Raw genomic sequence first — 12,778 nt, forward strand, 5'->3', positions numbered from 1 at the left:
AATGAACAGAAATATCCATTACTAATCGTTAATTATTAATCAGAAACTACTCCGGTGCTTTGAAAACGTTGTCGTCTGAATGGAAGCCAGCAACACCGCCACTGACTGCAAACTTCATTGCCTCAGCGGAACTCATCCCTGTAACTTCCTTTACATTGGTATATTTGGTAATGATGACCCAGCCGGAAACGGCGTAAGAATGTGGCAGATAAACTGCGACCATTTGGTCAAGATTCACGGCGGACATATCGGATTGTGTGAGAAATCCGATTCTCCAGATTTCGGGATTTTCGTTGGTTTTAACCCAAACCGGAACATTGAATTTCTTTTTATCTCCGACGAAAGAACCTAAAACATCTTTCAGGGAAGTGTAGAGAAATTTGATTCCTGGTATGTGTTCCAAAACATAGTCCAAGCCATCAACTATTAATCTTCCGATGATGAACTTATTCCCGAAAAATCCGATAAATGTTGTGGTGAAAATAACAATGAAAAATATAAGTCCAGGGAATTTCCCCGAAACTGAAGGTACCAAATTATCAATACTACTCACAACACTCCAAATGACCCAAACCGTTATGGCAAAGGGTCCAATGATAATCAATCCTTGAATGAAGGATCGTATAAAGAGTCGAAGATAATCGTTGGGGCTTCTGTTCATTTAGCCGTGGATGGTTTCTTTGTTACCGTAGGATTTCATAATGCTAGCCTCGTATTCCAGCCATTCTTCCCAACGTTTGTTCACGGTTTCTGGATTGCCCAATTGTCTAGCAAACCCGATAAAGGCTGTATAATGATTGGCTTCTGAAACCATCAGGTCGTGGTAGAATTTCTTAAGTTCCTCATCTTTGATATTTTCTGTCAAGACTTTGAAACGTTCACAGCTTCTGGCTTCTATCATCGCAGCGAAAAGCATTTTATCGATAATCTGGTCTTCTCTTTTTCCGCCTCTTACCAGAAACTTCACAAGATCATTCACATAATCGTCTTTGCGGGTTCTTCCCAAAACGCCGCCTCTTTTCTTGATAATCTCGTGAACCTGATTGAAGTGATCCAATTCCTCCTGCGCAATGGCCAACAGTTCGGTGACCATTTCTGTATATTCTGGAACCATGGTGATGAGACCGATGGCATTGGTTGCTGCTTTTTGCTCGCACCAAGCGTGGTCGGTAAGAATCTCTTCCAGATTACCTTCTGCAATGTTAGCCCAACGTGGGTCTGTAAGGAGTTTAAGACGAAACATTTTATATTTTTTGTAAAAATAAGGATTTGATTGCTCTTTATTGAATATTTTGTTAATAAAAAATTATTTTCTGAATTCAATTACCATATAACTATACAATAATTGATTATATTAAAAATTGGCATAGATATTGAAAAATCATCATCAACCAAATAATAAAATTATGAAAAATTCAACCTTTATCAATCGAGCTAAATTATTTCTTTTTAGCTTTTTAGCGATTTTCTCATCTGCTTTCACATTTGCCCAGGATTCAGCAGTTGTAAAAACCACTAATGTAACTACAACAGCCACGGAAGAGTGGCATACCAATCCGACGTATTGGATTATTGGCGGCGTTGTACTGATTGTAATCGTCGCAATCGTAGCGATGAGCGGAAGAAAAAGAAATGATTAAAATTTATAAAGCGCTTTTAGGAGCGCTTTTTCTTGGTAAGTCTTCTTAAGAAATGAAATTACTGAGGCTTCACATTAACCAATCTGTCAAGTGAAATTAAATTTCCAAAATCATTGATTTGAGATTCAATTTTTAAATCGTTGAATTCGTTTTTTATTTTGTCAGCACTTTCTTGATAAACAACTTTAAGATTTGGAATTTCACACTCAAAATCTTCGAAGTACTTTCCCAATTTGGATTCTATTTGTTGAATTGAAACCAATCCACTTTCTTCGACATTTCTAAAAAACTTTTTATAATTTTTTTGAATAATGATAAAATCAACCGGTGGAATAATAATAGGAATATGATTTGGCCAAACACAAATTCTATAAATTTTTCCGTCATTAATATTTTTCAAAAGTATATATCCCGCAACAAAAATATCTTCATTCAAATTATCTTGAAGTTGATTTCTATTAAACTGATAATTCCAAATATAATCCGAATTCTCTTTTGAATAAAAATCGACTTGAAACGTTTCAAAATTATCTTTTACAAGTCTTTCATTTTGAACAATCCACTGATTTCCCAAATAATTTTTTTCAAATTTTTGTGGGTTATCCGGGTCTATTTCATCTTGCATATTCAAAATATACAAATCCAAGTCATCTATGATTTCATCCAAAATAGGAAAAGACTCATACCCGAAAAAATTTGGTCTGATAAAATTGATTGTAAAACAGAAGTTCAGATTTTCATAATCTTCAAAACTGTCCCAGATTTCTATTTCTTCAGCGTCTGTATTTGGTTCGTTCAAATCAATTCCAAAATAAACACCAGTTTCTTCATTATGATAACTCCATTGATTTCCATTTTCCTCAAGAACTAAATGATTTGATTTGTTTAAATAATCTTTTACTTGTTCTTCTGATAAACTGCTGGATTTTCTTTTATAGAAATATAAATCGTAGCTCATTTTAACAATATAAAAATTACGAAGCCTTTGTCTTTTCCCTCAAAAATTCCAACACCTTCCAACCCAAATCATCCACTTTTTTCAAACCTTTGGAAATCACAAACGCTAATAAAATATTCAGTGGATAAATAATCAATACCAACAAATACCAAGGCATAGAATCTTTCATCGGAACCACAAGAAAATAAACCAAGGACGAACTCATTCCTTGAGCAAAATAGAAAAAGATGGCGTTTTGCCCGACATTGGTGATGAAATTTGGTTTGGTAATTTTCAATCGGTTATAGAAAACGAACAATGTTACTAATGAGAATAATGTCCAAATAATGTAAGGAATCTTCGGCGGGAATTTTTGTTTGTTGAGTTTATAAAACATATCGCCTCCATAATTCCAGAACATCCAGGCGAGTGCAACAGCTACCAATCCGTACAAAGCCGGAATCAATTTAGTTGGAATCGTTTTGCCTTTCATTCGGTTTCCAATCAGGAATACAGCCATATAAAAAGCGACGTAGCCGCCCTGTCCATTAGGATAATATTGAGGAAGCAAATTGAATATTAAAGTCAAAGCCACACAAATCCCAATAAACCAATTGATATGTTTTGGAAAAAATCTCAGAATCAAAACACCAAGAACTGTCAGGATATAATAAACTTTCAAATACCAGAAACTTCCCATCACTACAGGAAAAGTATCACAATTGGAATACTCGTGCAAATACCAATTTCCCAATATCTGCCATTGTGGTTCAGACGAAATACTTCTCGGAACATATTTGCTTCCAAAAGTGGAATAAAAATCCTTCAGCCAATCAAAAGAGAAAAAACTTAATCCAAAAACTTTGAAAAAATAATCGAGGAAAAATAGAAACGTTACAAAAATCATATACGTGATTTGCAACTTCAACAATCTATAAAGTGTCTTTTCGATATTATTCCCAGACGTGATTCCGCTCAGTGCATAAAATAGCGCTACATCAAAAACCAAAGAAAAAACACGTGCTTCCACCGGCATATAAAACTGTCCGCTCCAAAACGCCGTGTGGATAAAGATGATGGAAATAGTTGCTAGCCCTTTGGCAAAATCAATATAGAGGTCTCTTTTCATCGATGATGGTTTTAATTGAAGTTCAACAAAGGCACAATTTACTTTTATTGATAATGTTTTAAGACACAATAAAACCGTGAGATTCTAAATTTGTGCTCTAAAGCATAACGATTGACTAATAAATACTTTGTGGCTTCGTGTTAAACAATTCTCAGCTTCAATTATCTGAAATTCAAAAATATCATAATTTTCCCAAGTTCTTTATAATTATTTAACTTTCATCGCTCGATTCTTATCCTTATTTTTGAAAGTTCAATTCTAGAGATGTCAGATATCATTCAACTTTTACCAGACCACGTTGCCAATCAAATTGCTGCAGGAGAAGTCGTGCAAAGACCTGCTTCTATTGTCAAGGAATTATTGGAGAACTCTGTGGATGCGGGTTCCAGTAAGATTCAGCTCATTATTCGTGATGCGGGAAAAAATTTGCTTCAGGTTGTTGATAACGGAATCGGAATGTCTGAAACTGACGCCAGATTAGCTTTTGAACGCCACGCAACTTCTAAAATTCGTTCTACGGAAGATATTTTCAAGATTGCGACCAAAGGTTTTCGTGGAGAAGCTTTAGCTTCTATTGCCGCAGTTGCTCAGGTTGAACTCAAAACCAAGCAGAAAGATGCGCCAGTCGGAACGAATATCTATATTGAAGGTGGAATTTTCCAGTTTCAAGACCCGATTCAAACCGTTGAAGGTTCCAATTTTTCTGTTAAGAATTTATTTTACAATGTTCCTGCGAGACGCAAGTTTTTGAAGAATGACAATGTGGAATTCCGTCATATCATCGATGAATTCCAAAGAGTTGTTTTGGCTCACGAGAATATCGAGTTTGAAATGTTCCATAATGACGAGCCTGTTTTCAAACTGAGAAAAGGGGGGCAAATGCAACGCATCATCGATGTTTTCGGGCGAAAATTGCAACCACTTTTGATTCCAATCAAAGAAGACCTTGGTTGGGCCAATTTGCAAGGTTATGTTGCAAAACCAGAAGGTGCAAAGAAAGTCCGAGGTGAGCAATTTTTCTTTGTCAATGGAAGATATTTCAAAAGTCCTTACTTGAGCAAAGCTGTTCAGGAGGCGTTTGATGGATTATTACAACCAGGTTATATTCCTTCATTTTTTCTTTATCTGGAAATGGATCCGGAGAAAATAGATGTGAATATACATCCGCAAAAAACGGAAGTTAAGTTTGAAGACGAAGCTTTGATATTCGCTTTGATGCGGTCTACCATCAAACGTTCTTTGGGAATTTATAACGTTGCGCCAAGTCTCGATTTCGAAAGAGATCCAAAAATGGAAGCATTCTTTTCCCCAACGCCAAGTAAAAGCAATTACAGCTCGCCGATGCCTTCTTCTATTAATGTGGATAGAGATTTCAATCCGTTTGCTGTAGAAAAAACTACGGAAGAGGAAAGGATTAATCTTGCCGAATTATATCAGGCAACAGCCACTGCGGCGCCTTCCAAAATCAACCTTTTTGAAGATGATGATTTGGACGAAGATCTTTTCCGATTGCCCAACGGTTATTGGCTTTTGAACAAGGACGGACAAACCTACATGTTGGATTTGGGCAGAATGCATCGTGTATTGATGTCTTCTCATCAGGAAAATCTGCCAACGAAAAAAGCGGGGCAAAGCTTGTTGTTTTCGTTAGAATATCATCTGAATGAAATCGAGAAAAATAAATACAAATCCATCAAAAAATATTTGCCGGATTTTGGTTTTGAAATGACCTTGGCTCAGGAAAATGTGTTGAGAATAGAAACTGTTCCGGAAGCTTTGAAGGAATCGCAGGTCATTAAATTTCTGGAAAAAATCTTCGAAGTTTTGGAATACAGAACGGAGGAAGACTTCTACAAATATTTTGAATACCAATGGGTTAAATTGAAAACCAAATCAAAATTCGATTTCATTTATAAAACTGAAGTTGAACAATTGGTAAAAGATTTTATCGACCTTGGTTTCCCACAATATACAGTAAACGGAAAAAAATGTTGGATGGAAGTTCCGTTTGACGATTTCAAAAATAAATTTTAAACTATGTTTCCCCAAATAACGCCTGTTACCCGAAATATAATCATCCTGAATGTCATCTTTTTTGTAGGAACACTTCTGCTTAAAAATCTGAACATTAATTTTGATGCACTTTTAGCGGGATATTTTCCATTGTCTCCAAACTTCAGGTCTTGGCAAATTATTACGCATATGTTTATGCACGGAAGTATTATGCATATTGTTTTTAATATGTTGACGCTTTACAGTTTCGGACCAGTTCTGGAGCAAGTTTTGGGACAAAAGAAATTCATTATTCTATATTTTGCAGCCGGTTTAGGTGGTTTCGTTTTATATAATATTTGGAACTATGTGGAAGTAAGTCAATTGACTAATTTCTTAAATAGTCAAGGTTTTGATATTCATGAAATATATAAAACAGTTGATACAAGTTACATAGAATATTATCCAAACTTTTCGAATGATGAAGTGATAAATGAAAAAGCGCAAAACCTTTTTGCAATCTTAAAAACTCCAATGGTTGGAGCATCAGGCGCGATCTTCGGAATCATTGCAGCGTTTTCTACATTATTTCCCGATGCCAAGTTGATGTTTATGTTTATTCCTTTTCCTGTCAAGGCAAAATATTTGACCCCAATTATTATCGTGGTTTCCATAGTTTTAGGATTTGGACAGTTCAGTGGCGATAATATTGCGCATTTTGCCCACCTTGGAGGTGCTTTAATTGGTTTTCTTTACATCAGAAACTGGAAAAAACACAGAGACAGAATCCAATAAATGGGAATCATTCGCTTAATTTTAACGGTATTTCATCTGATAATTATTGCTCTGCTTTTTGGAACAATAATGAATGCTTACATCCCGCCAAGTGTTTTTGGGTTTCTTAATCTTTTATCATTAGGATTCCCGATTCTCATTATTATTAATATTATTTTATTGCTATTCTGGATTATTACTTGGAAAAAAAGAGCGGTGGTTTTTCTTGTTGTATCTTTATTTTTTATCATTCCTACTAGACGTTGGATTAATTTCACGCCTTCGAAAAAGGAAATTCCAAACTTGAAATTGATTTCTCTTAATGGGAAATTTGGAAAAATGGGTGATGATGAGATTTATGATTTTCTCAACAAGCAGAATCCCGATGTTGTTTTCTTCCAAGAATATGATAACAAAAAGCCATTGGATGGATTTAAATATTTTGAAAACAGCCGCCCTATTACCAAGATTCAGTCTAAATTTCCGATTGTAGAAAGCGGTCAAGTAAGAACAGACGCTAACAATTCAGTTTGTATGTCTGCTGATATTAGGATTGACAACATAACAATTCGTTTCATCAACATTTATATGGAGCCGTTTTTCCTTGATAAAAAGATGGTAAAACCAAGTAAAGATATGGATGTCAACGAGCAGAAAGCTAAGAAAGTTTTGCATATGTTGATTCCGACATTCAAAAAACATCAGACGCAGATTGATCAAATTAAAGATTTTATTAATGCGTCACCTTATCCTGTAATTGTTGCCGGAGATTTCAATGCTGTGCCCAACTCCTATGAATATTACAAAGTTTCCGAAGATTTACAAGATGTTTTCCTTAAAGTAGGAAAAGGAAGCGGAACCAGTTTCCACGATTTCAAATTTCCGCTGAAAATAGACCACATTTTTGCTTCAGAATCCATCGAGCCCATCAGTTATAAAGTGGACAGAAGTGTCAGAATATCAGACCATTTTCCTGTTATTGCTGAATTTTATATCAAATAATTTTCGATATTTGCTGATATGAAACAATTCTACTTTTTTTTGATTCTTGCTTTAATGTTGTCTTGTTCAAAGAAAGCGCCTGTTCTGAACAATTCAGACCAGTTAGATGCTGCACCACAAATCACGTATGATACAACAGCTATCGATTCTTTTGGGCCGGGTGCAACTTCCGAAGCGGTAATGGCAAAAATCAATGCAGTGGCGATAAAACGAGAAAAAGATAGTCTTGCTGCGATTGCAAAAGTTGAACAGGAAAAACTTGATAAAGAGAAAGCAAAGTTAGAAGCTGAAAAAACGAAAGAGGAAAAGAAAGAATCAAAACCGGAAACTCAGACGGAAGTTTCAACAAATCAATAATATATATCAGATATTTCTTAAAAAATCATCCAGATTGTCATCTTTTTTCAGCATCAGTTTTTTCTTTAAGCGGTAACGCGCATTTTTGACGGTTTCTGTTGACACATTCAGGATTACAGCGACTTGCTTCATAGACATCCCCATTTTGAAATAGGCACACATCCTGAGATTATTTTCGGTAAGGTCTTTACAAATAGATTTTAATTTGCTGAAAAACTGGGGATGAACCTCATTAAAATGATGAATGAATTTGTGACTTTCCACTTCGGTATTCAGATTTTTTCTTACGATATCAATCACGTTCTCAGAGAAATGTTCAGTGTCATTTTCATTGTGCTCATTAGACTTCCCGGCTTTCTCCAAAATCTCCTGAAGCACATTGTTTTTATTAGATAAAATCAGCGAGTAAGACGTGACTTCCCGAACTTTAGCATCCAAAACCTCCTTATGCTTTTCCTCTCTAATTTGTTGTATGGATTTCTCATAAGCCAACTGCTTGCGAAGTGCTTCTTTTTCAGATTCTTTGACAAAAGCTTGTTGCTTTTTCTTCTGATAAAAAATAACTGATAAAGCGATTCCTAAAAGAATAATAAAAATTGAAGAAATAAGCGTAATGGTCAATTTTCGTTTTTCCAACATTGTCTTCTGTTTAGAAATCATCAGCTCTTTCTCAGCAGAAGCCATAAATGCCTCTACATAAGCTTGATAAGAATCTATGGTTTTGGAACTGCTTAAGATTTTCTCCTTTTGATTATTATATTTTTTGAGATAAGTAAATGCTTTTTCAGAAGAACCCTCTTTATCATATATTGTGTATTTTACGTTATAAACGAGTGAAAGCTGTTCTGCATTTCCAATTTCCTGAGACAGTTCTTCCGCTTTTTCGATATAAGATTCAGCCTCTTTGAAATTTCCGATTCCCAAGGAATAAACACTTTCATTAATGAGCAAAGAGGTCATAAAGGATTTATTCTCAATTTGATTTCCGATTTTCATCGCTTTTTCATAGTAGGAATGCGCCAATTCTGGTTTGTTTTCCAGCATATAGCAACCGCCAATATTGAGATATAAAACGGCAGAAACACCCAGATCATTTAATTTTTCGACCGTAGGAATCAGCTTTACCATGCCATTGATAGCTTTTTCAATTCCGGTTTTTGTAAAAGCCTGAGCGCAATACATATTGACCTGGGCTTTCATATATTCAGCTTTTGGAATCTTCGGCGAAAGTGACTGTTTATAAAATCTTTCAGAGATATCAAAATTTCTGGTTCTGAAACAAATAACGCCTAACAGAAGCTCAACACGAGATTCAAACAAAGTATTACCAAGTTCTTTATACCGAACCAATGCTTTTAAGGAATTGGTGAAGCTGTCCGTATAATTTCCAATGATGACATCATTATAAGCTAATGAATGTAACAGAAGTGCATTTTCAAATGGATATTTCTTTTCGTTAAAAAATTTCAGTTTGGAACGAATGACTGTATTGACCTTCGGGTCGGAAACGCCTTGTGCATAATTTACAAATGATTTCCAGTAAAGATATTGGGGAACTAATTCAGGATGATTTGCGGAAATCTTTTCTAATTCTTTTAGAAGATTTTGGGTCTCCAAATCTCGGACAAAGGCATTTTTACTGACCCTATTATAGATTGTTTCAAATCTTTGACTATCTGTGGCTCCAAAACAATGAGCAGTAAAAAATAAAAAGAAAAATGTAATGGATAAAAACCGCAAACGCATAGTAAATTAAATTTAGAATAAATTCTAATCCGAATTTATGAAAATTCATCAACAAGATGATAGGATTTCATAACTATTTAGAAATCAAAGATATTAAATATTACGCTCAACATTTTACAATTAATAATAACACGATGCACACCCTTTGCACACCGCCATTATTTGTTAAAAATCAGATTCGATTCTACTTTTGTTCTATACTTTTTTAACTAACAATTTTATGTACAAAATTAAATCTATTTTTTCCATCATTGTACTTTTGTTGATGTTCGTCGGCGCAAAAGCACAATTCTCCGGAACAGGAAATGGTACCGAAGCCAATCCTTATTTGATTACAAATGCCGTTCAACTTGACGAAATGAGAAATTACATTGGCTCTGCAAACAGCGATAAACATTTTTCTATAATTAATGACATCGATCTAGCAGTATTAATTGCAACTCAATATCCGAATGAAGGCTGGAAACCTATCGGATATGGAAGCGAAGAAGGTGAGAGTGCTTTTTATGGTTCATTAGAAGGCAATGGTTTTAAAATCAAAAATCTCTGGATTTCCAGGCAGGAAAGTAACTACATTGGACTTTTCAGTAATACAACGGATGCTGTTATTAATAATCTCAATATCCAGCTCGCAGCCAATGGGATTGCCGGACAAGATTACGTTGGTATTCTTGCAGGATCTACAAACGGCGGGACCATTAATAATGTAAAAGTAACCGGAATAGTAACCGCATATAACTATGTTGGCGGATTGATCGGGGAAAGCTCATCGCTAGTAAGCGACTGTCAGTCTTCCGGCGAAGTCAATACAGAAGGAGATAACATAGGTGGATTGATTGGAAAAACATCGGCCGAAGTTTCAGGTTCTAGTTCTTCCAGTAATGTTAAAAATACAGGCGGTTCTTTTACAGGAAACTTTATGGGCGGATTAATTGGTGTTAATCAAGCACCAGTTAATAACTCTAACGCTTCAGGAAATGTAACGGGAATCAGTACGCTTGGTGGATTGGTAGGAGATTCTTATGCACTTATCAGCAATTCTTATGCAACAGGCAATATTACCGGCAGGATGTGGGTTGGCGGTTTAGTTGGAACTTCTGATTCTGTTTCTAATTCCTATGCGACAGGCGTTGTATATGCAGATCAAAAAATCGGTGGCGGATTAGTTGGGCAATCTTATGGAACTATTACAGGAAGTCATGCGAGTGGATTTGTAAGTGGTAGTCAATCGCTTGGTGGATTAGTTGGGATTATGGGAGGTAATGTTTCTTTTAGTTATGCGACAGGCGATGTAACCCAAATTGTATCCGAAACCGTTCCGGAGGGTGGTTTTCTTGATATTGGTGGATTAGCTGGTTATAGTTTTTCACCATCTATTATTGATAATTGTTTTGCTTCCGGAGACGTAAAAGTCACGGATAACAATGCAATGTATGTTGGAGGATTGGTAGGTCTTAGTACTGGAATTTCCAATAGTTATGCTTATGGAACAGTTACTGGTGGATATTCGTTGGTAGGTGGATTAGCTGGTAGTACTTGGGAACCTATCGTGAATTCTGCCGCTCTTAACCCTTGGATTAAATCATCACCAACAGGAAATCTCAATAAAATCCACAGACTGGTTGGTGATATAGAGTTTGAAACAGAAGTAATCAACAGTTATGCGCTTGATAATATGCTGGTTAACGGTACAATTGTTACCGATGGCACCAGTGATTTTTGGTCTGGAGAAAATAAATCTATTGAAGAATTCCAAAAACAGTTAACATATGGAAACGGATTGAATTGGGATTTTGAGAGCGTTTGGAAAATACGCGAAAATCACGGATATCCTTATCTGCAATCAAGCGAGTATCTTACAAGTATCATATCTTCTGATATCAATAATAAAACTTGGGGAACTATTTCGCCAATGGGAATTGTAGCTATGAAAGATGGTTCATCCAAAACTTTCGAATTTACTTCTACTGATGGATATGAGATTGAATCCGTTTTGGTAGATAATGAGAATATTGGAAAACCAGATACTTACACGTTTTCAAATGTGACAGATAATCACACACTAATGGTAATTTTCAAATTGAAATCTCTTGGCACAAATGAAGCAAAAAACAAAAACATTACTGTTTATCCGAATCCAACCGCAGATTATATTTACGTTTCAGGAAACAAAAAGATTGCATCTCTGGAACTTTATAACAGCAATGGACAAAAAGTTTTGAAAGCTAACGAAAGCAAAATGGATTTAGCTCACTTAACAGCTGGAGTTTATATTTTAAAAATTATTACTGAAAATGGTGAGGTTTCCAGCAGCAAAATCATAAAAAAATAAACTACATTTAATCACGTAAAGCAAAAAACCATCAGAATTTCTGATGGTTTTTTATTTAGATAAATTTAATGTTATTTGTTATAAAGCTCTTCAACCTTATCCCAGTTAATCACATCAAAAAACGCAGACACATAATCAGGTCTTCTGTTTTGATAATTCAGGTAATAAGCGTGCTCCCAAACATCCAATCCAAGAATCGGGGTGCCTTTTACGTCAGCAACAGGCATTAGTGGGTTATCCTGGTTCGGACTTGAAGAAACAACCACAGAACCGTCAGCGTTTTTCACTAACCAAGCCCAACCAGAACCGAATCTAGTCTTAGCCGCATTAGAAAAATCTTCTTTGAATTTCTCAAAACCACCGATTTTTTCGATTTCTGCCTTTACGTTTCCAACTGGCTCTTTGCTTCCGCCTGGAGTCAGGATTTCCCAGAAAAGTGTGTGATTAAAATGTCCACCGCCGTTGTTTCTCACAGCCGGTTTATCTGTACCTGTTTTTTGGATGTCTTCAAGAGATTTTCCTTCAAGGTCTGTTCCTGCAATTGCATTATTAAGATTATCCACATAAGCCTGGTGATGCTTCGTGTGGTGGATTTCCATTGTTTTCGCATCAATCGTTGGTTCCAACGCATCGTACGAATAAGCAAATTTTGGTAATTCGAATGCCATAGTTTCGTATTTATTTTGTTATTAATAAATGAATTGGTCAAAAATACTCAATAATTATTCCTTAATCCAATAATCACAGTCATTTTATAAATATTTAACATCGAAATTTTTAATAAATTTTGTCGTAACTTTGAACCATTCTAAATAATTGTAACTAAATCTATAATTATTTGCGCAGCTTTATCCGCCTTCCGCTCCCAA

The 12,778-nt window shown here is 35.4% G+C and carries 12 protein-coding genes; 6 read left to right on the forward strand and 6 right to left on the reverse strand.

Translation table 11 applies throughout. The features are described 5' to 3' along the window. Window positions 1–46 precede the first annotated feature (46 nt). Window positions 47–661, reverse strand: a complete 615-nt coding sequence (locus KI430_RS12375) for a DUF502 domain-containing protein (protein ID WP_248875219.1) — start codon at window positions 659–661, stop codon at window positions 47–49. Next, on the reverse strand, window positions 662–1,243 hold the full coding sequence (locus KI430_RS12380; RefSeq protein WP_248875221.1) for a tRNA-(ms[2]io[6]A)-hydroxylase: 582 nt from the start codon (window positions 1,241–1,243) through the stop codon (window positions 662–664). Window positions 1,244–1,406: 163 nt separating this feature from the next. On the opposite strand from KI430_RS12380, the gene KI430_RS12385 reads away from it, so the two are divergent. Then, window positions 1,407–1,640, forward strand: coding sequence for a hypothetical protein (locus KI430_RS12385; protein WP_248875223.1), 234 nt, complete (start codon window positions 1,407–1,409; stop codon window positions 1,638–1,640). A 58-nt stretch (window positions 1,641–1,698) separates the two neighbouring features. Here the strand turns inward: KI430_RS12385 and KI430_RS12390 are convergent, their stop codons facing one another. Together KI430_RS12390 and KI430_RS12395 are read right to left on the reverse strand one after the other, a co-directional pair. Continuing rightward, a complete protein-coding gene (locus KI430_RS12390) occupies window positions 1,699–2,598 on the reverse strand; it encodes a hypothetical protein (RefSeq protein ID WP_248875225.1) in 900 nt (299 codons plus the stop codon). Between the two features lie 16 nt (window positions 2,599–2,614). Beyond that, window positions 2,615–3,706 carry an acyltransferase family protein gene (locus KI430_RS12395; RefSeq protein ID WP_248875227.1) on the reverse strand — a complete coding sequence of 364 codons (1,092 nt, stop codon included), beginning with the start codon at window positions 3,704–3,706 and terminating at the stop codon, window positions 2,615–2,617. Window positions 3,707–3,970: 264 nt separating this feature from the next. Here KI430_RS12395 and mutL point away from each other — a divergent pair, with 264 nt between their 5' ends. From mutL to KI430_RS12415, 4 genes are read left to right on the forward strand one after another with little or no spacing between them, the layout of a single operon-like run. Next, on the forward strand, window positions 3,971–5,740 hold the full coding sequence (gene mutL / locus KI430_RS12400) for a DNA mismatch repair endonuclease MutL (RefSeq protein ID WP_248875229.1): 1,770 nt from the start codon (window positions 3,971–3,973) through the stop codon (window positions 5,738–5,740). A gap of 3 nt (window positions 5,741–5,743) precedes the next feature. After that, window positions 5,744–6,493 (forward strand): rhomboid family intramembrane serine protease, encoded by a 750-nt coding sequence (locus tag KI430_RS12405; RefSeq protein ID WP_248875231.1) that lies wholly within the window; start codon window positions 5,744–5,746, stop codon window positions 6,491–6,493. After that, complete coding sequence (locus KI430_RS12410) at window positions 6,494–7,474, forward strand: endonuclease/exonuclease/phosphatase family protein (protein WP_248875233.1); 981 nt, start codon at window positions 6,494–6,496, stop codon at window positions 7,472–7,474. It abuts the gene before it with no gap. A gap of 18 nt (window positions 7,475–7,492) precedes the next feature. Further along, on the forward strand, window positions 7,493–7,831 hold the full coding sequence (locus KI430_RS12415) for a hypothetical protein (RefSeq protein ID WP_248875235.1): 339 nt from the start codon (window positions 7,493–7,495) through the stop codon (window positions 7,829–7,831). Window positions 7,832–7,837: 6 nt separating this feature from the next. Here the strand turns inward: KI430_RS12415 and KI430_RS12420 are convergent, their stop codons facing one another. Beyond that, window positions 7,838–9,448, reverse strand: coding sequence for a transcriptional regulator (locus KI430_RS12420; RefSeq protein WP_248875237.1), 1,611 nt, complete (start codon window positions 9,446–9,448; stop codon window positions 7,838–7,840). A 349-nt stretch (window positions 9,449–9,797) separates the two neighbouring features. On the opposite strand from KI430_RS12420, the gene KI430_RS12425 reads away from it, so the two are divergent. Next, window positions 9,798–11,909, forward strand: a complete 2,112-nt coding sequence (locus KI430_RS12425) for a T9SS type A sorting domain-containing protein (protein WP_248875239.1) — start codon at window positions 9,798–9,800, stop codon at window positions 11,907–11,909. A 71-nt stretch (window positions 11,910–11,980) separates the two neighbouring features. On the opposite strand, the gene KI430_RS12430 is transcribed toward KI430_RS12425, so the two are convergent. Then, a complete protein-coding gene (locus KI430_RS12430; protein WP_248875241.1) occupies window positions 11,981–12,577 on the reverse strand; it encodes a superoxide dismutase in 597 nt (198 codons plus the stop codon). Between the last annotated feature and the right edge of the window lie 201 nt (window positions 12,578–12,778).

Origin of the sequence: Epilithonimonas zeae, from assembly GCF_023278365.1 — a bacterium.
Classification (GTDB): Bacteria; Bacteroidota; Bacteroidia; order Flavobacteriales; family Weeksellaceae; genus Epilithonimonas; species Epilithonimonas zeae_A.